Annotated in this window: 22 protein-coding genes; 9 read left to right on the top strand and 13 right to left on the bottom strand. The window is 69.6% G+C overall.

Annotated elements, in window-relative coordinates; all coding sequences use genetic code 11:
* Window positions 1–244 precede the first annotated feature (244 nt).
* On the top strand, window positions 245–1,990 hold the full coding sequence (locus tag ACXJJ3_RS34300; protein ID WP_458166035.1) for a DUF222 domain-containing protein: 1,746 nt from the start codon (window positions 245–247) through the stop codon (window positions 1,988–1,990).
* A 776-nt stretch (window positions 1,991–2,766) separates the two neighbouring features.
* Here ACXJJ3_RS34300 and ACXJJ3_RS34295 read toward each other — a convergent pair.
* On the bottom strand, window positions 2,767–5,574 hold the full coding sequence (locus tag ACXJJ3_RS34295; protein ID WP_458166034.1) for a DEAD/DEAH box helicase: 2,808 nt from the start codon (window positions 5,572–5,574) through the stop codon (window positions 2,767–2,769).
* Between the two features lie 108 nt (window positions 5,575–5,682).
* Here ACXJJ3_RS34295 and ACXJJ3_RS34290 point away from each other — a divergent pair, with 108 nt between their 5' ends.
* Window positions 5,683–7,218 (top strand): carboxylesterase/lipase family protein, encoded by a 1,536-nt coding sequence (locus tag ACXJJ3_RS34290; RefSeq protein WP_458166033.1) that lies wholly within the window; start codon window positions 5,683–5,685, stop codon window positions 7,216–7,218.
* On the opposite strand, the gene ACXJJ3_RS34285 is transcribed toward ACXJJ3_RS34290, so the two are convergent.
* Window positions 7,184–8,035: an MFS transporter gene (locus tag ACXJJ3_RS34285; protein ID WP_458166032.1), complete on the bottom strand. Its 852-nt coding sequence runs from the start codon at window positions 8,033–8,035 to the stop codon at window positions 7,184–7,186. The two genes, ACXJJ3_RS34290 and ACXJJ3_RS34285, sit on opposite strands and share 35 nt — an antisense overlap.
* Window positions 8,029–8,160, bottom strand: coding sequence for a hypothetical protein (locus ACXJJ3_RS34280; protein ID WP_458166031.1), 132 nt, complete (start codon window positions 8,158–8,160; stop codon window positions 8,029–8,031). Before ACXJJ3_RS34280 ends, ACXJJ3_RS34285 begins: the two co-directional genes overlap by 7 nt.
* 110 nt (window positions 8,161–8,270) lie before the next feature.
* Here ACXJJ3_RS34280 and ACXJJ3_RS34275 point away from each other — a divergent pair, with 110 nt between their 5' ends.
* Window positions 8,271–8,846, top strand: coding sequence for a TetR/AcrR family transcriptional regulator (locus ACXJJ3_RS34275; RefSeq protein ID WP_458166030.1), 576 nt, complete (start codon window positions 8,271–8,273; stop codon window positions 8,844–8,846).
* Between the two features lie 60 nt (window positions 8,847–8,906).
* Here the strand turns inward: ACXJJ3_RS34275 and ACXJJ3_RS34270 are convergent, their stop codons facing one another.
* The 5 genes from ACXJJ3_RS34270 to ACXJJ3_RS34250 form a co-directional block, all read right to left on the bottom strand.
* Entirely contained in the window at window positions 8,907–9,737 is an 831-nt protein-coding gene (locus ACXJJ3_RS34270; protein WP_458166029.1) for a chitosanase, read from the bottom strand.
* A gap of 99 nt (window positions 9,738–9,836) precedes the next feature.
* The gene (locus ACXJJ3_RS34265; RefSeq protein WP_458166028.1) at window positions 9,837–10,709 is read right to left on the bottom strand and encodes a diacylglycerol/lipid kinase family protein; all 873 of its coding nucleotides are present in this window, start codon (window positions 10,707–10,709) and stop codon (window positions 9,837–9,839) included.
* A complete protein-coding gene (gene tatC, locus ACXJJ3_RS34260) occupies window positions 10,710–11,465 on the bottom strand; it encodes a twin-arginine translocase subunit TatC (RefSeq protein ID WP_458166027.1) in 756 nt (251 codons plus the stop codon).
* 85 nt (window positions 11,466–11,550) lie between these two features.
* Window positions 11,551–11,844: a twin-arginine translocase TatA/TatE family subunit gene (locus ACXJJ3_RS34255; RefSeq protein WP_458166026.1), complete on the bottom strand. Its 294-nt coding sequence runs from the start codon at window positions 11,842–11,844 to the stop codon at window positions 11,551–11,553.
* A 75-nt stretch (window positions 11,845–11,919) separates the two neighbouring features.
* Complete coding sequence (locus ACXJJ3_RS34250; RefSeq protein WP_458166025.1) at window positions 11,920–12,111, bottom strand: hypothetical protein; 192 nt, start codon at window positions 12,109–12,111, stop codon at window positions 11,920–11,922.
* A gap of 129 nt (window positions 12,112–12,240) precedes the next feature.
* Between ACXJJ3_RS34250 and ACXJJ3_RS34245 the strand changes: the two genes are divergently transcribed.
* Entirely contained in the window at window positions 12,241–13,431 is a 1,191-nt protein-coding gene (locus tag ACXJJ3_RS34245) for a winged helix DNA-binding domain-containing protein (RefSeq protein ID WP_458166024.1), read from the top strand.
* 160 nt (window positions 13,432–13,591) lie between these two features.
* Here the strand turns inward: ACXJJ3_RS34245 and ACXJJ3_RS34240 are convergent, their stop codons facing one another.
* A complete protein-coding gene (locus ACXJJ3_RS34240; RefSeq protein WP_458166023.1) occupies window positions 13,592–14,563 on the bottom strand; it encodes a helix-turn-helix transcriptional regulator in 972 nt (323 codons plus the stop codon).
* The gene (locus ACXJJ3_RS34235) at window positions 14,560–15,516 is read right to left on the bottom strand and encodes a helix-turn-helix transcriptional regulator (RefSeq protein ID WP_458166022.1); all 957 of its coding nucleotides are present in this window, start codon (window positions 15,514–15,516) and stop codon (window positions 14,560–14,562) included. The genes ACXJJ3_RS34240 and ACXJJ3_RS34235 overlap by 4 nt, the downstream gene beginning before the upstream one ends.
* An 87-nt stretch (window positions 15,517–15,603) precedes the next feature.
* Here ACXJJ3_RS34235 and ACXJJ3_RS34230 point away from each other — a divergent pair, with 87 nt between their 5' ends.
* Complete coding sequence (locus ACXJJ3_RS34230) at window positions 15,604–16,686, top strand: DUF3866 family protein (protein ID WP_458166021.1); 1,083 nt, start codon at window positions 15,604–15,606, stop codon at window positions 16,684–16,686.
* A 76-nt stretch (window positions 16,687–16,762) separates the two neighbouring features.
* Window positions 16,763–17,260, top strand: a complete 498-nt coding sequence (locus ACXJJ3_RS34225) for a hypothetical protein (protein ID WP_458166020.1) — start codon at window positions 16,763–16,765, stop codon at window positions 17,258–17,260.
* A 57-nt stretch (window positions 17,261–17,317) separates the two neighbouring features.
* On the opposite strand, the gene ACXJJ3_RS34220 is transcribed toward ACXJJ3_RS34225, so the two are convergent.
* From ACXJJ3_RS34220 to pafA, 3 genes are all read right to left on the bottom strand, one after another.
* On the bottom strand, window positions 17,318–18,289 hold the full coding sequence (locus ACXJJ3_RS34220) for an FKBP-type peptidyl-prolyl cis-trans isomerase (RefSeq protein WP_458166019.1): 972 nt from the start codon (window positions 18,287–18,289) through the stop codon (window positions 17,318–17,320).
* Between the two features lie 145 nt (window positions 18,290–18,434).
* Window positions 18,435–19,688 (bottom strand): GNAT family N-acetyltransferase, encoded by a 1,254-nt coding sequence (locus ACXJJ3_RS34215; protein ID WP_458166018.1) that lies wholly within the window; start codon window positions 19,686–19,688, stop codon window positions 18,435–18,437.
* Between the two features lie 51 nt (window positions 19,689–19,739).
* Window positions 19,740–21,101 carry a Pup--protein ligase gene (gene pafA, locus ACXJJ3_RS34210; protein ID WP_344202029.1) on the bottom strand — a complete coding sequence of 454 codons (1,362 nt, stop codon included), beginning with the start codon at window positions 21,099–21,101 and terminating at the stop codon, window positions 19,740–19,742.
* Between the two features lie 132 nt (window positions 21,102–21,233).
* Between pafA and ACXJJ3_RS34205 the strand changes: the two genes are divergently transcribed.
* The 3 genes from ACXJJ3_RS34205 to ACXJJ3_RS34195 all read left to right on the top strand — a co-directional run bounded on the left by ACXJJ3_RS34205 (window position 21,234) and on the right by ACXJJ3_RS34195 (window position 24,238).
* The gene (locus ACXJJ3_RS34205) at window positions 21,234–22,136 is read left to right on the top strand and encodes a hypothetical protein (protein ID WP_458166017.1); all 903 of its coding nucleotides are present in this window, start codon (window positions 21,234–21,236) and stop codon (window positions 22,134–22,136) included.
* A 92-nt stretch (window positions 22,137–22,228) separates the two neighbouring features.
* A complete protein-coding gene (locus tag ACXJJ3_RS34200; RefSeq protein WP_458166016.1) occupies window positions 22,229–23,302 on the top strand; it encodes an alpha/beta hydrolase in 1,074 nt (357 codons plus the stop codon).
* Window positions 23,303–23,344: 42 nt separating this feature from the next.
* Window positions 23,345–24,238, top strand: coding sequence for a hypothetical protein (locus ACXJJ3_RS34195; protein WP_458166015.1), 894 nt, complete (start codon window positions 23,345–23,347; stop codon window positions 24,236–24,238).
* The last annotated feature ends 50 nt before the right edge of the window (window positions 24,239–24,288 follow it).

Below are 24,288 nucleotides of genomic sequence, written 5' to 3'. Positions count from 1 at the left end.
AACACCAGCCCGGAGTCTTTCACCCCAAGAGGTCTACTCACCCCCTTCCTCCACCACCAACCCCAGCCACCCCCTGAGCGCTCCGGCGACACCTAACACCCACACTGATCCCAACCAGCCCCATCCACCTACGCGATCCACGCGCGGCCGCCTGTCAGCTTCGGCGAAGGATTTTCCTAGACCGCCTTTAAAACAAGGCCTTCCACTTTGAAAACTGTCGGAGGCCGTGTCTAGAGTTATCTCCATGGACGTCCTCGACGGCAGATCCGTAGTTGCCCTAGGCAACCATGAGGTCCTGCCCGCCCTCGACGCCGTGAACGCCGAGATCCTCCGCCTGGAATCCCTCCGCCTCCAAGTCATCGCCCGCATCGAAGAGTCCGGCCTCCCCCAGGAGTTGGGCGCCCGAGACACGGTCGAGCTCCTCACCTTCCGCCACCACCGCAACCGCCCCGAAGCATGGCGTGACGTCCGCCTGGCCCGCACCCTCCCCAAGTACAAGACCGTCCAAGCAGCCCTCGACACCCTCCAACCAGCCCACGCCTCCGCAATCACCACCGAACTAGAACGCGTCCGTACCCGCGTCCCGGTAGAAGACCTCGACATCGCCGAGGAACAACTCGTCGGACTAGCCGCCCACCTCACCCCGAACGAGCTCCGCACCGCCGCCAAACAACTCTGCAACCTCCTCGACTCCGACGGCCCCGAACCCGACGAGCAAAAGGCCTACCAGCGCGAGTCCCTCACCCTGACGGCTGCCGAGAACGGCGTGAAGTTCCGCGGCTACCTCGCCAACGAAAACGCCGAACGATTGCGCGCGATCATCCACACCGGCGCCCGCCCCCACAAAACCACCGACGGCGAACACGACCCCCGCGCCCGCGACAAACGCCAAGCCGACGCCCTCACCACCGCACTAACGGTCGCCTCGAACGCCTGGGACACCGACACCCCAGGCCACGGCGCCAAAGCCAACATCACCATCACCATCGACCTCGACGACCTCCGCACCACCACCGCGAACGCCACCGGCCAAACCCACCAGCCCAGCCAAACTGGCGGAACCGGCCAGCCCGGCGGAACCGGCGGGACCGGCCAGCCCGGCGGAACCGGCGGGACCGGCCAGCCCGGCGGAACCGGCCGAACCGGCCGAACCGACCAGCCCGGCGGTACCGGCCAGAGCGCGGGGACCGGTCGGATGGTCTACGGCGACGACCTGTCCGCCGCCACCGTCCGCCGCCTGGCCTGCGACGCAGGCATCATCCCGCTCGTCCTCGGCTCCAACTCCGAACCCTTGGATGTCGGCCGCCGCGAACGCCTCGTCACCCGCGCCATCCGCCACGCGCTGAACGCCCGCGACCGCGGCTGTGTCGTGTGCGCGGCACCCCCGGTGATGTGCGACGCCCACCACCTGATCTCCTGGCTCGACGGAGGAGCAACCGCCCTCACCAACCTGGCGTTGCTGTGCCGCCGCCACCACGTAGACCTCCATGCCGGCCGCTGGCAGTTGACCATCACCAACGGCAAAGTCCACGTGCAACGCCCCACCTGGGCCACCCCGGCCCACCCCAAAGACACAGGCCCCACCCAGCCACAAAGCACCCACCCCACCCAACCCGCACGCCTGCGCCCTGCCCAACCCGCAGCCGCAGAACCCACGCGACCCGCAAACACACACCAGAGGACACCTCTGCCCACACCTCTGCCCGCACCCCCGACACGCCCCGATCCCCCACCACCCAACACGCCACAAGACCTCCCCGACACACCCGCGCCACCGGGTGCCACCCCCGCACGCCCAAATTGCCCCGACAGCACCCCCGCCGAGCCCTCACCACCCAACCCATGGGGCTGCACAGATCTGCCCGCCCAACGCCGCAGCCGTTGGAAGGCCGACGAAGCCACCCTCACCGCCGCCGCCCGCTTCGCCGTCTGGGGCACCCGCACGCCCACCAGCCCCGCCACCGACCCACCACCCTTCATCACCATCTGAGCCACGACGAGGGCCAGCCGAAACGCTCGCCCTCCTCCCAACGCCAAACCAAAGGCCCGAATCTGCCTCCGGAGACGCCTGCGTCGTAACAGCACAGACGTACGCCGACAGGAAGCCGCCGCGAACGAAATCCTTCCGGGCTGGTGACCAGTTGCTAATGGCACGCATCCACCGGCAGCAGCGGTGCACCACCGACGACTTCCAGCAAGACAGCTCCGCCTCACAAGCCGCGCCATCGCTCGCCTCATCCACCCGGCGGCAGTCCCCCCGCCCCCGCATGCGACCCGCAGGACGGCGGCCGCAGGGCCGTGCCCGCTCCACGTGACGCTTCGCTCCGCCGGCACATCCACCCGGAAGCGGTAGCACACCGCCGGAGGCGGCCAGTAAGACAGCCACCGCGAAGCAGCGGTGACGGATCCACGTCACCACCCGCCCCTCTACCTACCGCATCCGCCCGGCGGCGGTAGCACGCGGCCGGGGGCTGCCAACAGGACAGTCGCCGCGAAGCAGTGACCGATCCACGTCACTACCCACACCCCCATCCGGAAGCGGTAGCACGCCGCCGGAGGCGGCCAACAGAACATCCACCGCGAAGCGGTGACCGCCCTACGTCACCACCCGCCCTTCACCCACTCATCCGCCCGGAGGCGGTAGCACGCGGCCGGAGGCGGCCAACAGGCAGCCGCCGCGGAGCGGTGACCATCGCGCGTCACCATCTGCACCGCTACCCACCTACCCCGCCTCCTCCGCGTACGTGCGCAAGGAGGCGGGGTGGGTTAGTCGACGACGGTGGCGTAGGAGATTACGCCTCGGCGGATTTGGTCTACTACGGCGCGGGCGGTGGTGCGGAGGGGGGTGGGGCCGGCGGCGTCGGCTATTTGTTCGGTGAGGTCTATGAGTTGTTTGACCCAGCGGACGAAGTCGCCGGCGGCGAGGTCGGATTCGTAGAGGACCTCGGCGAGGGAGGCGCCGGAGGCCCAGCGGAAGGCTGGCCAGCAGAAGTTGAGGTCCATGGAGCGGAGGAAGTCGACGCGCATGTCGCGTTCGAGGGCGGACAGGTCGCGCCAGATGGCGCCCATTTTCTCGAGGGCCTGGCGTACGTCGCCGCGCGGCAGGCGGGGTGAGGTCGGGTCGTCCTTCGAACGGGACTCGTAGACCAGGGCTGCCAGGCAGGCGGCGAGTTCCGGGACGGTGAGGTCGTCGAAGACGCCTTGGCGCAGGCATTCGGCGGCGACCAGGTCGAGTTCGGTGTAGATGCGCGAGAGGCGGTCGCCGGCTTCGGTGGTCTTGTCGCCGTCGAGGTAGTGCAGCGCGTCGAGGACCTGGCAGACCCGGTCGAACTGGCGGGCGATCGTGTTCGTCCGCTGCTCGATCTTGCGTTGGACGTCGCGGTTCTCGCGGTCGAGGCGGAAGTATCGTTCGGCCCAGCGGGCGTGGTCTTCGCGGTCGGAGCAGCCGTGGCAGGGGTGGGCGCGGAGCTGGGCGCGCATGTCCTGCAGTTCGGGGTCGTCGGCGTGCGCGATCACGTCGCGGTGGCGGGACGGCGGGCCGTCTTCGCCGAGCAGGTCGGTGCGGGTGCGCAGTACCTGGGCGAGTTCGCGGCGTTGCTGCGGGTTGCGCGGGTTGAACTTGCGCGGGATCCGCAGTGTGCCGATCGCTTCGACCGGGGTCGGGAAGTCGACCATCGACAGTTTGCGGACCTGCCGGTCGAGGGTCAGGACGGTCGGCCGCGGGCCTTCGCGTTCGGAGCGCATGCCCGGGTCGAGGACGAGGGCCCAGCCGGCGCTGCGGCCGGCGGGGATCCGGATGATGTCGCCGGTCTTGAGCTTCTCGATCGACTCCTGGGCCTCGACGCGGCGGTCGAGTTTGCGGCGCTTGGAGCCGGACGCCTCGCGGTCGCCGATCCGGCGGCGGAGCGCGGCGTACTCGAGGAAGTCGCCGAGGTGGCACTCGATCGACTCCTTGTACCCCTCGAGCGCCTCGGTGTTGCGCTGCACCTGCCGGGCCAGCCCGACGACGGCCTGGTCGGACTGGAACTGCGCGAACGACAGCTCGAGCATGTCCCGCGCCCGGGTCCGTCCGACCTGGCGGACGAGGTTGACGGCCATGTTGTACGACGGGGAGAACGACGACCGCAGCGGGTACGTACGCGTCGACGCGAGGCCGGCGACCGCGCGCGGGTCGAACCCGGGCTGCCAGAGCACGACCGCGTGCCCCTCGACGTCGATGCCGCGCCGCCCGGCCCGCCCGGTGAGCTGCGTGTACTCCCCCGGCGTGATGTCGACGTGCGCCTCGCCGTTCCACTTGGAGAGCTTCTCCAGTACGACGGTACGCGCCGGCATGTTGATGCCCAGGGCAAGCGTCTCGGTGGCGAACACGACCTTGATCAGCCCGCGCGCGAACAGCTCCTCGACGACCTCCTTGAAGGCTGCGAGCATGCCGGCGTGGTGTGCCGCGATGCCGCGGGACAGCGCCTCGGCGAAGTCGTGGTACCCGAGCACGCCGAGGTCCTCGTCGGGGAGGTCGGCGGTGCGTTCGGCGACGACCCGCTTGATCTCGTCGCGCTCGGACGGCTTGGTCAGCCGCAGCCCGGAGCGCAGGCACTGCACGACCGCGTCCTCGCAGCCCTTGCGGGAGAAGATGAAGTAGATCGCCGGCAGCAGCGCCCCGGCGTCCAGCTCCTCGACGACGTCCGAGCGGTACGGCGTGAAGTGCGTCTTGGACGGCCGGTTCCGGGGCAGGTCGCGGCGCCGGCGGGGTTTGCGGGAGTCGTCGCGGAAGACCCGGTTGTCGTCGCGGGCGATCCGGACCAGTTGCGGGTTGACCAGGTCCTTCAGGTCCGAGCGGGCCGCCTTCGCGGGGTTGCCGGACTTGCCCGACGCGGCAGCGCCGACCCGAGCGGTCGGCGCTTCACCGGCGAACAGGTCGTGCAGCCGCTTCCCGACCATCACGTGCTGGAACAGCGGCACCGGCCGCTTCTCCTCCAGGACGACGACGGTGTTGCCGCGGACCGTCTCCAGCCAGTCGCCGAACTCCTCGGCGTTGCTCACGGTCGCGGACAGCGAGACCACCGACACCGAGTCCGGCAGGTGGATCAGCACCTCTTCCCAGACCGCGCCGCGGGATCGGTCGGCCAGGTAGTGCACCTCGTCCATCACGACGTACGACAGGCCGAGCAGTGTCTGCGAGCCGGCGTACAGCATGTTCCGCAGCACCTCGGTGGTCATCACCACGATCGGGGCCTCGGAGTTGATCGAGTTGTCGCCGGTGAGCAGCCCGACCTTGTCGGCGCCGTACCGGCTGACCAGGTCGCCGTACTTCTGGTTGCTGAGCGCCTTGATCGGGGTCGTGTAGAAGCACTTCTGCCCGCGCTCGAGCGCCAGGTGGACGGCGAACTCGCCGACCAGCGTCTTACCGGATCCGGTGGGCGCCGCGACCAGCACCTGGTGCCCGTCCTCGAGGGCGGCGCAGGCGCGCAGCTGGAACTCGTCCAGCTCGAAGTCGTAGAGCCCCCGGAACTCCTTCACGGCGGGATGCTCCTGGTCCGAGCGGAACACGGCGTATTTCTCGGACGGGGTGCTCATGACACCAATCTATGCGACGCCAAGGACAATCCCACGTCCGACCATCTGCTTGCGGACAGATACCAATGGTGGATCCGGCCGGCCAGGTGGACTTCCTAGGGTCGCGACGTGACCACCTTTCGTGTTCGAAGCCTGGCAACCACCCTGGCGCTGACGGCCGCAGCACTGACCGTGAGCGCCGTACCGTCGAGCGCCGCGCCGCCCGTCGTGCAGACCGACAAAGGAACCGTCCGCGGCGTCCTCAGCGGCAGTTCGCAGACCTTCGACGGCATCCCGTACGCCGCCCCGCCGACCGGGCCGTACCGCTGGACGATGCCGCGCCCGGCCGCGCCGTGGACCGGCGTCCGCGACGCGAGCAGACCCGGCGCCCAGTGCGCGCAGCTCGACGCGGACGCCAAGGCGCTCGTACCCGGCTCGTCCGAGGACTGCCTGTACCTCAACGTGACCACCCCGGGCACCACCGGGAAACCCCGTCCGGTGATGTTCTGGATCCACGGCGGCGGCTGGAACAGCGGCACCGGCAGCGACTACGACGGCCGCCGGCTCGCCGAGACCGGCGACGTCGTGGTCGTCACGATCAACTACCGTCTCGGGGCGCTCGGCTTCCTCGGGTACCCGGGCCTCAAGGACTCCGGGACGTACGGCCTCGCCGATCAGCAGGCCGCGCTCCGTTGGGTGCAGCGCAACGCCCGCGCGTTCGGCGGCGACCCGCACAACGTGACCGTCCTCGGCGAGTCGGCCGGCGGGCTGTCCACCTGCGCCCAGCTCACCTCGCCGAGCGCCGGGCCGCTGATGGCGCGCGCGATCATCGAGAGTGGCTCCTGCGAGACGAACTTCCCGGTCAACGGCAACTCCCCGGACAGTCCTGCCAAGCAGTGGTGGGCGCCGCGCGCGCAGATCGCCGCCGCGGGCCGGACGGCCGCGACCAAGCTCGGCTGCCCGGACCTGGCCTGTCTGCGGGCAAAGGACACGTCCACGATCCAGAAGCTGGGCGACTTCACCCAGGTCGGCGTCGGTACGCCGCTGCTCCCGATCGACCCGCGGACGGCCCTCAAGACCGGGCTGTTCAACCGGGTCCCGGTGATGGAGGGCAACACCCGCGACGAGCAGGGCTTCTTCGGCTGGCTGTACGAGCTGGCCGGGCCGATGACGACCACGGCGTACCGCGAGAATCTCGTGAAGAGCTTCGGCGACCGGGCCGGGGCGGTGGAGCGCGAGTACGCCGCCGTCGGCACCGGGATCGCGGCGTGGAACGCGGTGACGACCGACCGCGGCTGGGTCTGTACGGCGTTGCGCAGCAGTACGACGATGTCCCGGTTCACGGACGTGTACTCGTTCTCGTTCGCGGACCGGACCGCGCCGGACTTCTTCGGGTTCCCCGCCGGGTACGAGCCGGGCGCGTACCACGGGTCCGAGGTGCCGTACCTGTTCGACGTCGACGTCCGGTTCACCCCGCGGCAGACCGTCCTGTCCCGGCAGATGACGAAGTACTGGACGAACTTCGCGCGCTCCGGCGACCCCAACGGTCCCGGCCTACCGACCTGGCCGCGATTCGACGGCGGCAGCACCACGCAGGCCCTCCAGCTCGGCGCCCCGACGCCGATCGACCTCAGCCGGGAGCACCACTGCGGTTTCTGGCGATAGGAAGTAGTACGGCCGGGAGCAGCGTGACCGCCGTGAAGGCGAGGATCCACCAGAACGTGTCCGCGAACGCCGCGGCCGGTTCGGCCGCATGCCGGCCGAGCCGCGACTGGAGGATCGCGGTCAGTACCGAGGCCGCGGCGATCCCGATCCCCCAGAAAAGCAGCGCGATCACCGGCACGACCAGGCTGCTCTCCCCGGTCACCTGGGTGAAGGCGGCCGTCGCCGCGACGGAGATCCCGACTCCGCCGAGGACGAGGGGGCGGGCGCCGATCCGGTCGGTCAGGCGGCCGACCAGCGGCAGCGCGAGGAGCGTGCCGACGCTCTGCGGGGCGAGCAGCAGACCCGCCTCGAGCGCACTGTGACCGCGGACCTGCTGGAAGTACAGCGGCATCAGGATCATCGCGCCGAACACCGAGAACCGGGACAGGAAGTTCAGTACGGCGGCCACGGACACCGCGCGATGCCCGAACAGCCGGACGTCGAGGATCGGCCGCGCCGCCCGCAGCGCGTGCCGGACGAACGCGGCGAGCAGGACGACCCCCGCGACGGCCGCCGGCCACGCGGCCGTACCGCTCAGGCTCAGGACGACGAGCGCGATCGCCGGCGCGACCAGGGCCAGGCCGACCAGGTCCAGCCCGCCGCCACGACGTACCGGACCCGTCGGCACGGCCTTCCACGCAAGCACGATCGCGGTCACGCCGATCGGCACGTTGACCAGGAACAGCCACTGCCAACCCAGCGCGTCGACCACGAACCCGCCGAGCGGCGGACCGGCGATCGGGGCCAGCTGCGCCGGGACGGACGCCAGGCTCAGCACCCGGCCGCGATCCGGGACAGCGCCACCGTCACCATCGTCATGTCGAGCAACGGGGTCAGGGCGCCGACGACCACCACGCCCCCGAGTCTCAGGACCGACCTGTCCAACGCTGTTGTGGATGACATGCGTGGCACACTACACCGTGCAGTGTAGTTCCGCTACACTGCACGGTGTAGCCGATCGGAGGACGGGTGGGAGCGTGCGGGAAGGGTCACCAGCCAAGCGGGCCGCTATCGTGCGAGCGGCCCTGAAGGTCTTTCTCGACGAGGGGTACGCGCGCGCCAGCGTCGACACGATCGCGGCCGAGGCCGGGGTCTCCAAGCGCACGATGTACGACTACTACGGCGGCAAGGAACGCCTGTTCCTGTCCGCGGTCGCCGAGACCCGGGCGCGGATGGAGAGCGCGTTCGGGCAGTTGCTGGACGAGACGCTCGGCGACATCGCCGACGCCGCCGGGGTGGAACCCGCGCTGCGCACGTTCGGCCGCGCCTTCGCCACCGAGATCTCCCGGTCGAACGAGCGGGCCGCGATCCTGCGGCTGATGATCGCCGAGGTCCGGCACTTCCCCGCGCTGCTCGGCGAGCAGCCGACCCGGGACGCGCTGGCCGGCCGGCTGGCGGCGCTGGACGAGCGCGGTCTGCTCGCGGTGCCCGACCCGGACGAGGCCGCCGAGTTCCTCGGCCTGCTGGTCACCGGGCCCGTCCAGAACCGGACCTGGTACGGCGCGGTCGCGGTGGACCCGGCGGAGCTCGAGCACCTGGTCGACACCGGCGTACGGATCTTCCTGGCCGCGTACGCACCGCGGACATGACGCGGCCGGGCTCTCGTCCCTGGTGGTCGATGAGAGCCCGGCCGCGGTCCGGTGGGGTGATCAGCTGATGTGGTACGGGTCGCCGTACACCTTCCAGTCCAGCGGGGTGTTCAGCGCGAGGTTGCCCTTCTTCAGCCAGACCCGCTGGGCGGTGTCGACGCGGCTGGTGTCGCTGTGCGCCTCCTCCTGCTTCATCGCCCACACACGGGCGTCCAGGAACGCGTTCAGGTACGTCGTCTCGTTCCCGCCCTGCGACGGGGGCTTCGCGTGACTGAGCGCGCGCTTGCGGATTCCGCCGAAGCTGGTCGGGTCGTCGCCGTCGCCGTGCATGACGATCGCGTCGTAGTAGCAGAACTGCCCGAGGGTGCCGATCCCGTCGGCCTTGCCCTGCTTGACGGCCGGGTTGAAGTACACCCGGTCGCGCTCGTCGTTCTGGCAGCCCTGGAACGCCGAGTCCTTGGCCGCGGTCTTCCAGTCCTTGGTGAAGTTCGGGTCGAGACCCTGGTGCGAGTCGCTGCCGTTCACCTTGCGCAGCGCCGGCAGGTACTTCGCCAGCACGTTGCCCGGCTTCCGGTTCGTGTACAGCTCGACCAGGTCGAGCATGTCGCCGGTGCCGGAGCAGAATCCGATGATGCCCGCGGTGTACCCACGGCCGTCGTCGATGTCCTCGATGTACTTGTACTGCGCCTTCCAGTCCAGCGACGAGTTCTCCGCGCTGCAGACGATCTCCATCGCGATCTCCTTCTTCGCGGGATCGTCGAGTCCGGTCGCCTTCACCGCGACCGCGGCGTCGGCGGGCGACGCGAAGCGGGCGGCGGCGAGGCCGGCCGGCACGGCAGCCAGGGACAGGCCGAGCAGCAGCGTGGTCCGGCGGGTGGGGCGGTTTTCCATGGGGTCCTCCGAGGGGCGTCCGAGGAATGAACTGTTAGGAACCTTTCCTATCAGAGCGAACCCAGAGAGGGGAATAGCTCAGAACTTCATGATTGTGTCTCAGTGGAAGACGGTCAGCGCGCCGGGCGCGATCCCGACCTCCACCGGCAGCGGCCCGAGCGGCTCACCGTCGGCGTACGCCGTGATCCCCGGCGACTCGATCCGCACCGATCGGCCGCGCAGCGCGTGCACCGCCGGGTGGCCGACGTGGGTCCCCTTCGACAGCTTCGGGAACAGCTGCAGCAGGGTCATCCGCGACACCGGCTTGATGATCGTGACGTCCAGCAGCCCGTCGTCGATCTCGGCACCGGCGCAGATCTGCAGTCCCCCGCCGTACGTCGGCCCGGTCCCGACCGCGACCAGCATCGCCGCGGTCTCGATCTGCTCGCCGTCGACCGTCACGACGTACTCGAGCGGGCTGAAGGTGCGCAGCTCCGCGAAGGTGGCGAGCGTGTACCGGGAGCTGCCCTTCGGCCAGGACATCGCGTTGGCGCGCTTGTTCACCAGCGAGTCGAAGCCGCCGGCCACGACCGTCGTGATGAACACGTCCTTCGCCGTCGCCAGGTCGATCGCGCGGGTCCGCCCGCCGATCACCAGGTCGGCCGCGGCGCCCGGGTCCTTCAGCGGTACGCCGATGCCCCGGGCGAAGTCGTTGCCGGTACCGGCCGGGATGACGCCGAACGGCATCCCGGAATTGGCCAGCACCTGCGCGCCGAGGTGGATCGTGCCGTCGCCGCCGATCAGCGCGACCGCGTCCGCCCCGGAGGCGACCACCTCGGCGGCGATCCGGCCGACGTCGTCCGCGCAGGTGGTGGTGTGCACGTCGACCGTGAGCCCGGCAGCGGCCAGCCGCTCCCGCACCGACGGCGCGATCCGCGCACCACGACCCCGTCCGCTGGAGGGGTTCACCACCAGCGCGATCCGTCGGCTCACCTAGTCCGCCAGCAACTCGTCGTTGCGCACCTTGCGGCGTTTGTCGTTGATCCGGGCGATCACCTCGGACGCGAAGAACAGCAGACACATCGGGATCGCCAGCAGGCACATCGTGAACGGGTCACCGGACGGCGTCGCGACCGCGGCGAACACGAAGATCACCAGGATGATGTACGGCCGGAACTTGGCCAGCGCGGACGCCGGCACCACCCCGACCATGTTCAGCAGCACGACCACCAGCGGGATCAGGAACGCGACGCCGAAGACCAGCAAGGTCCGGATCACGAAGTCCAGGTAGTGACCGAGCTCGATCAGGTTCTGCACCTGATCCGGGGTGAAGCCCAGCAGGATCTGGATGCCCTTCGGCAGCGTCCAGTAGCCGAGCGCGATACCGGTCGCGAACAGCGGCGCGGCGATCGCGGCGAACAGGTACGCCCACTTCTTCTCGCTGCGGTGCAGCCCCGGGGCGATGAACGCCCAGAGCTGGAACAGCCAGATCGGGCCGGCCACGATCAGGCCGAGCAGCGCGGACACCTTGATCCGGAACGTCAGCGGGTCGCCGACGCCCTGGAAGGTGAGCTGCGGCTTCAGGCCACGGTTCTCGGCGAACGGCCGGACGGCCTCTTCGAACGGGTGCTTCAGGATCTCCAGCGCCTGGTAGTAGATGAACCAGGCCGCGATCGTGCACACCACAATCGCGAGCACACTGATGAGCAGCCGGTTACGGAGCTCGACAATGTGTTCGCGCAGGGTCATCCGACCCTCTGGGTCCTTCGGGCGGCGGTCTTCCTTCGCCTTCCGTCGCCCGAACCTCACCATCGACACAAGTGGGGCGTTCTGTTCAGTTCGCCGTGTGCGTGGGCGGCAGGTTGTCGCCGGGGCCGTTCGCCTGGTTCGGCTGCGCCTGGGCCTGCTGGACCGGCTGCGCCTGCTGCTGGACCGGCTGCTGCGAGGCCTCTTCGGTCAGTTCGCCGTCCTTCTTGCGCGGACCGACCTCGTCCTCCCAGATCTTCTTCGACTTGCCGAGCTGCTTGACCAGCTGCGGCAGCTTCGCCGAACCGAACAGCAGCACGACGATCGCGAGGATCACGAGCCACTCTGCGCCTTGGGGCATACCGAGGAGCGGTGCTGCCATGTCGATCTCCCTTTCACATCAAACACTGCCAACATCTCGACTCGGGACCCGAGCCTGAGTTCGTGTGGCCGAATACTACGCCGGAGCTGCTGAGTGATCACGGGTCTGTCCAGACCCGGCCGCGGACTGGGCAGCGTCCAGCTTGGACTGGGCGGCGACCAACTCGCGCGTCAGTGCCTTGCCCTGGCGCCAGAGCTTCAGCGCGAGCAGGGCGAGGACGATCGTCCACACCACCACCACCGCGACGAAGAGCAGGAACCAGTACATACCCAGGAGCCTAGCCGGTTCCGGCGCGCGGCCCACGACCCGCGGTGCGTCTCCGCGGACAACGGTGCCGGAACGTGATGGTAAAACCGAGTGTCCTGCAGGGTGTTTCCGACCGGTCGAGGGGTGTGGATGAGGCGTATCGAGGTGACGGAACGGCGGGCCCGGCTCGGGCGCCGGCACCGGCTCGGCGCGGGCTGCCAGGCGGCGGATCCGGTCGCGGCGGCCGCGGCGATGGTCGCGCTGCATGCGACCGATCCGGCGACGGTGCACCTGAGCGTGGCCGCACGAGTTCCGGGGAGTGAGGTCGCGATCACGGAGCGTGCGCTGTACGACGACCGGGCGCTGATCCGGATGCTGGGCATGCGCCGTACGGTGTTCGTCGTACCGACACCGTTCGCGCCGGTCGTCCAGGCGGCGTGTTCGGACGACATCGCGGTGAAGCAGCGGAAGTTGCTGGTGAAGCACCTGGCCGAGGCGGGAATCGCCGAGGACACGGAGGCGTGCGGGCGGTGGCTGGCGACCGTGGAGGAGTCCACGGCGACCGCCCTGGCGCTGCGCGGTTCCGCGACGGCGCAGGAGCTGTCCGCGGACGAGCCACGGCTGCGGACCCGGCTGAGCATGGCAGAGGGCAAGTCGTACTCCGCTCAGCCGTACGTGACGAGCCGGGTGCTGTTCCAGCTGGCCGCAGAGGGGCGGATCGTCCGCGGCCGGCCGCTGGGGACCTGGCTGAGCGGTCAGCACCAGTGGTCGCCGTCGGCGGACTGGCTGCCCGGCGGCCTCGGCGACAAGCCGCCGGCGGACGAGGCGCGGGTGACACTCGCGCGGGCCTGGCTGACGTCGTTCGGCCCCGGTACGGCGGCGGACCTCCAGTGGTACGCCGGGTGGACGCTCGGCCAGACCCGGAAGGCGCTGGCCGCCGTCGAAGCCGTCGAGGTGGACCTGGACGGCCAGGTCGGGTACGTACTGCCCGGCGACGAGGCGCCCGAGGCCCCGGTCGAGCCGTGGGTCGCGTTCCTGCCCGGGCTGGACCCCACACCGATGGGCTGGAAGGAGCGCGACTGGTTCCTCGGCCCGCACAAGTCCAAGCTGTTCGACAACACCGGCAACATCGGCCCGTCGATCTGGTCCGACGGCCGCATCATCGGCGGCTGGGGCCAGCCCGAGTCCGGCGAGGTCCGCTACCAGCTGCTGGAGGACGTCGGCGCCGAGGTCACCGCCCGGGTCGAGTCCGAAGCCGCCCGCTGGACCACCTGGCTCGCAGGCGTCCGCGTCACACCCCGCTTCCGCTCCCCCTTGGAGAAGCAGCTCAGCCAGGGCTGATCCCCACCCACCCACCACTGCCCCGCACACGAGGGGATATCCGTTCGTGTTGGGGGTTCTCCCCTCTAACACCACCGGAGAACCCCCAAGACGCGGGGATATCCCCTCGTGTGCGAGCGGCCCGCGTCGGCTCCTAATTGGAGAGGCTGCTCAGCCAGGGCTAGACGTCGTACGCGGCGAGGGCGTCGCGGGCGGTGGCGGCGATCTGGGTGGTGAGGTCGGGTGGGTCGAGGACCGTGGCGGCGCCGCCGAGGCGGAGGACCAGGCGCTGCAGCCAGTTCGTGTCGGCGACCCGGAGCTTGACGATCAGCGAGTTCTCGGGGCCTTCCTCGACGGACTCGTTCGGGTAGTACTCCGCGACCCAGCGGGCCGGCGGGGCCAGCCGGAGCGTCGCCAGCAGGTCCTGCTCGGACGGCTGGAACATGCCGTTCGACAGGTCGCGCGGGGTCGCCTCGGGCGGCGGTTCGCTCGGCAGGTCGAGGAGTTTCACGTCCGCGATCCGGTCCAGGCGGAACAGCCGGACGTCCTCGGCCAGCCGGCACCAGGCCTCGAGGTACGTGCGTCCCTCGGACACCACGAGCCGCATCGGATCCACGTCCCGCTCGGTCGTCTCGTCGCGGGACGGTACGTCGTACGTCAGGTGCAGGCGGCGCTTGGTCGCGAGGCCGCGGTTGACGGTCTCGGCGATCTCCGGCGCGGCCGGCTCGACATGGACGTGCGCGGCGGCGCCCTCGCTCGCGGCGGCAGCTTCACCGGCGGCGCGCTCCAGCTTCGCGATCGCGCGGTCGACGGCGTCCCGGTCCGGGCCGGCCGTCACCTCGCGGAGCGTCCGGAGCGCGGTCAGCAGCGCGAGCGCCTCGTCGGCGGCCAGCCGCAGCGGGCGCGCCAGGTAGTCCGCGTTGTTGATGTGGATGACGCCGTCGCCCTCGGCCGCCTCGATGTCGATCTCGATCAGGTCGCCCATCTGCGCACCGGGCAGCCCGCAGAACCACAGCACCTTCAGGTCCGCGATGATCTGCTTCGGCCGGACGCCGAACTCCTTGGCGACGTCGTCGACGCGGGCACCGTCGTTCTCCCGCAGGTAAGGCACCAGCGCCAGCAGCCGCTGCACCTGGTCACGCGCATTACTCATACGGCCGCCACCGTCCGCAGCCGCCACAGCACCCCGTCCAGTACGTCGCCCGGGCCCTCGACGACCGCGTCCGTCCCATACGACGCGATCTCCTCGGCCAGCACCGACGAGTCGGCGTACGGGACGTGCAGGAGGTCCCAGCCGTCCTCGTACGGCTCGATCGCGTTCGCGCGGCGGCGCAGGCTCACGCAGGACCCGGTCCGGGCCCGGACCTTCGCCTCGGACGTCGGCCGCGGCGGGGCCAGCTCGGTGACCAGCGAGCGCAGGTCGGTCCCCTCCGGCACCGTGAACGCGCCGGGCTCCCCCACCGTCTTCACGGCGCCGCCGATCCGTGACATCCGGAACATCCGGGTCGCCTGCCGGTCGCGATCGCGCCCGACGACGTACCACCGGCCGTGCCAGGAGACGATGCCCCACGGCTCCAGGGTCCGGGTGGTCGGCTCGGACGCGCCGCTGCGCAGATGCTGGAACCGGACCGCCTGGCGCGCCACCACGGCCGCCCACAGCGGGTCGAACGACGGCTCGGACGCGCCGACGTGCGGCTCGATCGCGCTCAGCGCCGACTGGTCGGTCTGGATCCCGGCCGCCTTCAGCTTCAGGACCGCGGACGTGGTCGCCTCGGACAGCCCGGCGTGCTGCCAGACCCGCGCGGCGACGCCGAGCACGGCGGCCTCGTCCGGCTCCAGGTGTACCTCGGGCAGCTCGAACACGTCGCGGCGGATCCGGTACCCGACCTCGTCGGAGAAGAACTTGTCGATCGTGCCCATCTCGATCGGGATGCCGAGATCGCGCAACTCGTCCTTGTCGCGCTCGAACATCTTCTCGAACGCGTCGTCGGTCTGCCCCGCGTACCCCTCGACGACCTCGCGGATCCGCTCCTTGGTCACATAGGTGCGCGCGACCAGGAGGCAGATGACCACGTTGAGCAGCCGCTCACTTTTCCGCGCCGACACCCGACCACCTTACGGCCTCCGGCGGTCAAAACCCGCCTTACCGCACCGGAACTTCGAACACCGGTTCGACCCAGTAGGGTCCTTCGTGTGATTCGTTGGCGGGACGGTGTGGTTGCACAGGCCGGGCGGAGCTGGGCCGGCGCGCTTGAGCTGACTGTGACGGTCGGACAACAGACTGTGCGTGCGTTGGCGTACCCAGAGCTCGTCGGTACGCCGGTAGCGGGCGACCGCGTGCTGCTGAACGTCGGCGCGCTGGACCGCGGTCTGGGGACGGGCGGGTACGCCCTGGTGGTCGCCGTACCGGACAGGCTCCCGGAGGACCCGCCGGAGCACGGGCACCTGGTGAAGGCCCGGTACACGCCGCTGCAGGCGATGGTGATGGGGGCGGACGAGCAGGACTCCCCCGACCACGACGTCCTGCGTGACGCCGACGATCTCTTCGGTACGCCGGTAGTCGTCGCCGACCTGCACTCAGCGCTGCCTGCTGTGCTGGCGGGCGTGTATGAGGCCCGGCCGTCCACACGCGTCGTCTACGTGATGACCGACGGCGGGGCGCTCCCCCTGGCGTTCTCGCGGAGTGTCGCGTCGCTACGGGACGCCGGCTGGCTCAGCGGCACCGTCACGGTCGGCCAGGCGTACGGTGGAGACCGTGAGGCGGTAACGGTCCACACCGGGCTCCTGACCGCGGTAGAGGTGCTTACGGCCGAGCTGGTCGTCATCACGCAAGGCCCCGGCAACCTGGGGACGGGTACGCGCTGGGGCTTCTCCGGTGTGCAGTCGGGCGAGGCCGTGAACGCCATCGGCACCCTGGGTGGCCGGGCCGTCGCGTCACTGAGGATCTCCGAGGCAGACCCGCGCCCGCGGCACCGTGGCATCTCCCACCACAGCCTGACCGCGTACGGCCGCGTAGCGCTCCAACCGGCCGATGTCGTCGTACCGGATCTGCCTGGCGACTTCGGCGACGCAGTACGCGATGCGGCCGAGCCGTTGAAGGCCAGGCATCACGTGGTGCGCGTCGGCGTCGACGGGCTGTACGACGCGATGCGGGCGGCCCCGGTGAGGCTGTCGACGATGGGCCGTGGTCTGGACGAGGACCGCGCGTACTTCGAGGCTGCTGCCGCCGCCGGGCGTCATGCGGCCCGGCTGGTGGACGTGCCTGCACGTAGCTGAGCAGTGGATCCAGGTCTACCCGTGCTGGGGTCGCAGCACTCCTGATCGGATCGCCGTCCGCCGCGACAGTGGTGGTATGAACAGCACCAAGCACCGCAACCTCACGATCCACGACGTCGTCCGGCCAGAGCCGCCGCTGGCCGTCCGCGGCGCGACCACGCTCTGGCTGACCGCCGTCGGTGCCGGTGTCGCCGAGTCCGTCCTCGGGGTCGCCGGCGCGATCGCCGACGGCGCCCCGCTGCTCGGCCTGGTCATGCAGGTCGCCTTCCGGGCGATCGTGTACGGCGGCCTGTTCGTGGTCATCGACCGCTACTTCCGTCCCGGCGTCGGCTGGTCCCGCTGGCTGCTCACCGTCCTGCTCGGCACCGTCGGCATCGCCTCGCTGGTCGTCGGCCCGATCGGCTGGCTGCTGCACAACGGCGACTTCGGGACGCTGCACTGGTCGGCCTCGTTCATCGCGTTCGCCGCCGTCCGCTGCGTGCACATCACGGCCGTGATCACCGCGATCCTGCTGAGCTTCCAGCCCGACGCCAACCGCTGGTTCAGCCGCCGCGCAGTCCGCCGAACCCGCTGAAACGTCGAACGGCCGGCTCCCACGAAGGGAGCCGGCCATCCTCATACATCCGGTGCTTTACTGGCCTGTCGTCTTGGGGGCCGGGAAAGCGTTCAGCACGTCGATCACGGCGAAGGCGTTGACCACCTTGCCTGCCTGGTCCTTGGAGGCCGGGAGCTCAACGAGAACGCGACTACCGATCGGGACGCCGGCCAGCCCGTCGAGTGCGCCGGTCTGCCCGTTCGGGCCCGGGCCGACCTGCAGCTGGTCGGTCGGCGCGGCCGGCTGGGCGGCGCTCTGCGCGGTCGCGGGCTGCGGGTCCCAGGTGCTGGCCTGCTTCTTGCCGGTGTAGTCGTACACCACGTAGCGGCCGATCAGCTGGCTGGACTTCTCGATCGGCTTGCCCTTGCCGAGCGCGAACACGATCGGCTTGCCGGGCTTCGCCGGCGGCTTGGTGCCCGGCGCGACGGTGACCTTCGGCTCGGCGTTCAGGCCGCCGGTGACGCTGATCTTGGTCGGCGTCGACGGGGTCACCGGAGCGGCGTTCAGCGGGGTGTCGTTGGCGGCCGCGCCGACCAGGTCGACGACGAAGATCAGCGTGTCGTCACCCTTGATGCCGGCCTGCGAGTTGCCCTCGGACTTGTAGCCCTTGTCGGACGGGATCGAGAGCAGCACCCGGCTGCCGATCTTCTTGCCGACCAGGCCCTCGTCCCAGCCGGTGATGACACCGCCGACCCCGATCGGGAACGACGACGGCGCGCCGCGGTCGTAGGAGTTGTCGAAGACCTTGCCGTCGCGCCAGATCTGGCCGAGGTAGTTCGCGGTGAGCAGCTCGCCCTTCTTCACCACCGGGCCGTCGCCCTCCTTGAGGACCTCGGTGACCAGTTGCTTGTCGGGGTCGCCCTCGCGGTGCGTGATGGTCGGCTTCTGCCCGAAGTCCGAGGTCACCTTGACACCGGCGGCATCGAATTCGTTCTTCTTGTCCGATCCGCACGCCACCAGGGACGCCCCCAGCGTCGCGACGACGACCAAACTCAACAGCTTGCGCACGAAAACAGCACCTCGAACCATCCCGGCGCTGAAGTGTGCGCCGATTGCCTCCGGTCAACGACGCGGACCACCCTAGCCTGCGGATTCAACCGGACCAGCAGCCGCCCGAGTCACCATTGCGTCACACCACGCACAGTCACAACGCTCAGAAACCCACGGCGTTGTGCGGGGCGCGATCAGGTCGCAGCAGCGCGTCCAGCCGGGACACGGCCCCGGGTGCGTGCTGGACGATCCGCCGCGCGTAAGCAAGCTCACTCGCGCGGACACCGCCCAGATACAACGAGCCCAGCTCGTTCACGCCGAGGCTGACGTCAGCGGCCCGGTCGGTCGCCGTACAACTGCCACCGTCCAGCAGCCACCGTGTGCCGTCCACCTCCAGCACCAACGCATCCGACGCTACGTACGTCCGTGCCTCCAACGCCGCCCGTACGTCGAGGATCCGCAGCCACAGGTTGTCCCGCGTACGCGTGACCTTCAGCGCCCGCGGGTTCGTCAGCATCCACCGCAGCGGCTCGTCCACCGGCCTACGGGCCGCCACCACCCGCTTGGTCAGGTCGAAGTCGAGCAACAGCCCCCATAGCGCTCGGTAAGCATCAAACGACAACGCCTCGAACGCCTCCACCTGCAGTACGCCGTCCTGCGCCGGGTCCGGCGACCACGGCAACCGGAACAGCGCGGCACCATCCACTACGCCGTGGGCGTCCCGGTGCACGAGGTGGTGCGCCACGCCCGACCCGTCCGCGGGCAACCCGTCCAGCCTGTCCCACTTGCCTGGCAGCGGGCTGATCTCCCCCACGCGCTCGGCCCGCACCTGCTCGTGCAGCACCGGCCACACTGCAGAAGCTGTTCCGGCATCGACCAGTTCGAGCGCACCGGGATCCGTGAAGTCGTCGCGGAACTCCACGTCGGCACGCCGTACCTCCCACCGGTGCTGGAACGTCGCCGGCCCGAACCCGTACCGCCCGTAGATGGTCCCCTCACTCGCACTCAGCCCTGCCAGGAACTCCCCGCGCTCCCGGCAGTCGTCCAGCATCGCCGCCATGATCTGCCGCAACAGCCCACGCCGCCGGTACGTCGGCAGCACGGCCGTCGACGTCACCCCGCCGAGCGCCACCTGCCGGCCACCCGGAACGGTCACCTGCACCGAGACGATCGCCGACCCGCCCACGATCTTCCCGTCCACGAACGCGGCCTGCGGGCGGAACCAGTCCGCCGGCAACTCCTCGGCGTACCGCTGCACGTCCGCGGCGGTCTTCGGCACCTGCGGCGGCCAGGCGGCACTCCCGGCGTACCAGGCCGACGGCTCGGGCTCCTCCTGCGGAAACCCGTTCACGTACGGCAGGACGCGCAGATACTCGACTGCCTCAGCCGGGGTGATCGGCCGGATCTCGATCGTCATGCGCCCTTTCTAAGCAGCGCACGACAACCAAGCACTCCATTTAGCGCACGACTACATACTGGCGATGAGCTTCTCTACTCGTTCGTCGTGGGACTTGAAGGGGTCCTTGCACAGCACAGTCCGCTGCGCCTGGTCGTTCAGCTTCAGGTGCACCCAGTCGACGGTGAAGTCGCGGCGGCGTTCCTGTGCGCGCTTGATGAACTCGCCGCGCAGCCGCGCCCGCGTGGTCTGCGGCGGCACCGACTTGGCCTCGAACACCCGCAGGTCGTCGACGACCCGGGTCACCGCGCCCTTGCGCTCGAGCAGGTAGTACAGCCCGCGCGGCCGGTGGATGTCGTGGTACGCGAGGTCGAGCTGCGCGACCCGCGGGCTCGCCAGGCCGAGGTTGTTCTGCGAGCGGTAGCGCTCGATCAGCCGGTACTTGATCACCCAGTCGATCTCGCGCTCGATCCCGGACAGGTCGCCGGACTCGATCGCCTTCAGCGTCCGCTCCCACAGCGACAGCGCCCGCTCGACGGCCGGCGTCCCGAGCTCGCGGCGGTCGACGAAGTCGCGCGCCTTGGTCAGGTACTCGGTCTGGATGTCCAGCGCGGACGCCTCGCGGCCGTTCGCCAGCCGGACCTCGCGGCGGCCGGTCATGTCGTGGCTGATCTCGCGGATCGCCCGGATCGGGTTGTCCAGGGTCAGGTCACGCATCACGATGCCGGCCTCGATCATCCGCAGGACGAGATCGGTGCTGGCTACCTTGAGCAGCATCGTGGTCTCGGACATGTTCGAGTCGCCGACGATCACGTGCAGCCGGCGGAACCGCTCGGCGTCCGCGTGCGGCTCGTCGCGGGTGTTGATGATCGGCCGGGACCGGGTGGTCGCGGACGACACGCCCTCCCAGATGTGCTCGGCGCGCTGGCTCACGGAGTACACCGCGCCGCGCGGGGTCTGCAGCACCTTGCCGGCACCGCAGATCAGCTGCCGGGTGACCAGGAACGGGATCAGCACGTCGGCGAGCTTCGCAAAGTCGCCGTGCCGGCTGACCAGGTAGTTCTCGTGGCAGCCGTAGCTGTTGCCGGCCGAGTCGGTGTTGTTCTTGAACAGGTAGACGTCGCCGAAGATGCCCTCGTCGTGCAGCCGCTTCTGCGCGTCCACCAGCAGGCCCTCGAGGATCCGCTCCCCGGCCTTGTCGTGCGCGATCAGGTCGGTGACCGAGTCGCACTCGCCGGTCGCGTACTCCGGGTGCGAGCCGACGTCCAGGTACAACCGGGCGCCGTTGCGGAGGAAGACGTTGCTGCTGCGTCCCCAGGACACGACGCGCCGGAAAAGGTACCGCGCGACCTCGTCCGGGGTCAGTCGCCGCTGCCCGCGGAACGTACAGGTGACGCCGTACTCGTTCTCGAGACCGAAGATTCGCCGGTTCACATCACCCACACTACGGCGCCCCTCCGACAACCGGGTGCTGTCCCAGGCGCGCCGTCGTCCCCTGTTACCCCTTTGATGCCCGCAACAATGGTCCGGCCGCCCGCATCGTGACCTGTGACGAAAGGTTTTCCGATGATCAGATACGGGCGAACGCTCGCCACCGGCGTGCTCCTGGCAGCCGGGCTCGCGCCGGCCCAGGCCGGTGCCACACCGGCCACCACGACCGCCGCGTGCTCACTGCGGCTCGGCTCCGTCACCCCAGGTGGCGACCACACGATCCAGACCATCACCGCTGCGCCGTCAGCCGGTGCCCGCAAGGTCGGCCCGAAGAACCTGTACCCGGCCGGCCAGGCCCACTTGCCGAGCTCGGTCCGGACCGAGCTGGTCGTGCCGGCCGGCGAGCAGCGCACTGGCCTGGTCGCGGTCGGGCCGCGGATGTACGGCACCAGCTACATCACGGACGGCACCGGCACAGCCGTCGTTCCGGGCACCGTGAAGCAGACGCTGATCGGCGGCGGCTGGGACGAGTTCCACAAGTACGTCGAAACCAGCCAGACCTCCACCAGGTCGAACGTGTACTCGCTGATGGTCGAGTTCAACGGCGGCTACATCGCGCGCTGGACGGTCACGCCGAGCGGCTGGAAGTACTACACGACGTACCCCGGCTTCCAGGCCGTGAAGACGATGGTGCTGATCGGTCAGGGCGGTACGTACGACACGTTCCTGGCAACCACGAACGGCGGCGCGCTCTACACCGTGCAGGTGCCGACAGGCTCCGGGAAGCCGGTGGTGACGAAGATCCGCACGTCGACGTGGCAGGGGTTCGAAACGCTGATCGCGGAGAAGTGCGGCAACTCCGGGACGCTGTTGCTCGGCATCGACAAGGACACCGGTGCCGGCTACCTGTACGCCGTCGGCCACGCGAACGGCGCGGCCACCGTCATCAAGGGCCTCGGCAAGGTCCCGACGACGTTCCCGGCCGCCGACTCGTACTTCCGCTACTACACCGCCGGCACCGTCCTCACCGGCGCCTGACGGCACAGCTTCTCCACCCGGGGCTGGAACTCCGGGTGGAGAAGCGTCCGGTCCTGCAGACGCGCACGGCCGCGGCTGACACCGTCGACGGCATGAGACGACGTACTTTCCTGACCGCGAGCGCCGCCACCGCCGCGACCGCCGCCTCTGCGCTGGCCGGGATGCAGACGGCGTCGGCAACCACGGATCGCACCCTGCGCCTGCCCGCTCCGACCGGCCCGTGGCCCGTGGGCACCAAGACCCGAGCCCTAACCGACCCGACCCGTTCCGACCCCTGGAACGGAGCCCCGACCCGCGAGATCGCGCTGACGGTCTTCTACCCGGCAATCAGCGTCCGTGGGTACCAACGCGCCCCACAGCTCGCTCCCGCCGCGGCTGAGGTGTTCAAGCAACTGGACGCCGGCCTACTGCACCCAGAACTCCCGACGAGCGGTGTGGACTGGGCCGCCACCTTGACGCACTCGTACGTCGACGCGCCCGCCCTGCCCGGCCGCCGGCCGACCCTGGTCTACAGCCCGGCCGGTGCGGACCCACGCACCGTTGGTACCTCGCTGGCCGAGGACCTGGCGAGTCACGGGTACGTCGTGATCACCATGGACCACCCGGGTGAAGCCAGCGAGGTCGTGTTCCCGGACGGACGGCTGCGGGTCATCGAGATCACCCCTGACGTACTGACGGACCCGGTGCGGTCGCGGCTGATGATGGACACGCGTTTCGCGGACATGCGGTTCGTTCTGGACCAGCTGGACGGACAGGTCGGCGTGTACGGCCACTCGGCCGGAGGTGCGACCGCTGCAGTGTCGTTGGCGCACCCAAAGGTCCGGGCAGCCGTCAACCTCGAGGGCTACCTCGACACCCTGGACGGGGAGCTCTACACGATCGCCAAGAAGCCCTTGCTGCTGGCCGGAACCGATGGCTTCCGCGACGTCCGTTTCGACCGCACCTGGTCGGCCGTGATGGCTCAAGGTGGCCCTGTGCGCCGGGTGCAGCTGTCCGACGCCAACCACTGGATCTGGACGGACTACGCGGCACTGGCACCCCAGCTGCAGTCGGCCGGCCTCATGACGTCGGCCAACCGTGCCAAGCTGATCGGCACGAGCCCCTGTGGTGTCCCCGAAGTACGGCGGCTGGTCCGTGGCTATTTCGACCTAACCTTTCGGCACTGACGTGCATCGAGGTGGATGACACCACTCCGCGAAGGAGGCCGAATGGCCAGAGCAGCGATCGCTGTGGGGGCAGCGATGACGGCGGCGGTACTGGGCCCGATGCCCGCGCACGCCGCCGCGGAGCAGGCAGCAGCGGCCTGCTCGATGACCCTGAGCACGGTGACCGTGCAAGGCGATCACAAGTTCCAGCGGATCACGGCCACGTCCCCCGTGACGCTCGGAGCACCCCATGTCGGCCCCAAGGCGCTCTTCCCGGTCGACCAGGTACGGCTGGCGTCGTCGGTCGGCTGGGAGCCGGATCCGCCGTCGGGGATGGCGAGCAGCGGGTACGTCCGGATCGTCAACGACCTCTACCGCTACCGGTACATCACCGACGTGACGACCGGTCAGCTCGACCCCGCGTCGTTCCAGAAGACCAGGGTCGGCGGCGGCTGGATCCACCAGACGTACTTCGAGAACTCGACGAACCACACGTATGCGTTGGAGGGGAACACGATCACGCGTTGGACGGTGGAGGGGTCCGCCTGGCGTAACAAGGCGACGTACAACGGGTTCTCGGCCGTGAAGACGATGGCGTTGATCAGTCAGACCCGGACGTACGACACGTTCCTGGCCAACACTCGCGGCGGGGCGCTCTACACGATCCGTATCCCGTTCAGCGGAGCCCCTGTCGTCAAGAAGGTGCGTACGGCGACCTGGCAGAAGTTCGAGACGCTCATCGCGGACAGGTGCGGCAAGCAGAGCACCCTGCTGCTGGCAATCGACAAGGACACCAGGGCCGGCTACCTGTACGCCGTCAGCCACGCCAACGGTGCAGCAACCGTCATCAAGGGCCTCGGTTTGGTCAGCAACCAGCTGGCGGCTCCCGAGGACAAGGCCTACTCCCGCTACTACCCGTCGAGCACAGAAGCGGACGCACTGCTCTACGGAGAGTGACTTGACTCCCGGGTGAACACTGGAATCACCAGGCAAGCAGGGGGCAGAGC

The organism is Kribbella sp. WER1, assembly GCF_054189145.1.
The sequence above is the reverse complement of the archived record's forward strand: the minus strand, read 5'-3'. Positions and strand labels throughout refer to the sequence as shown.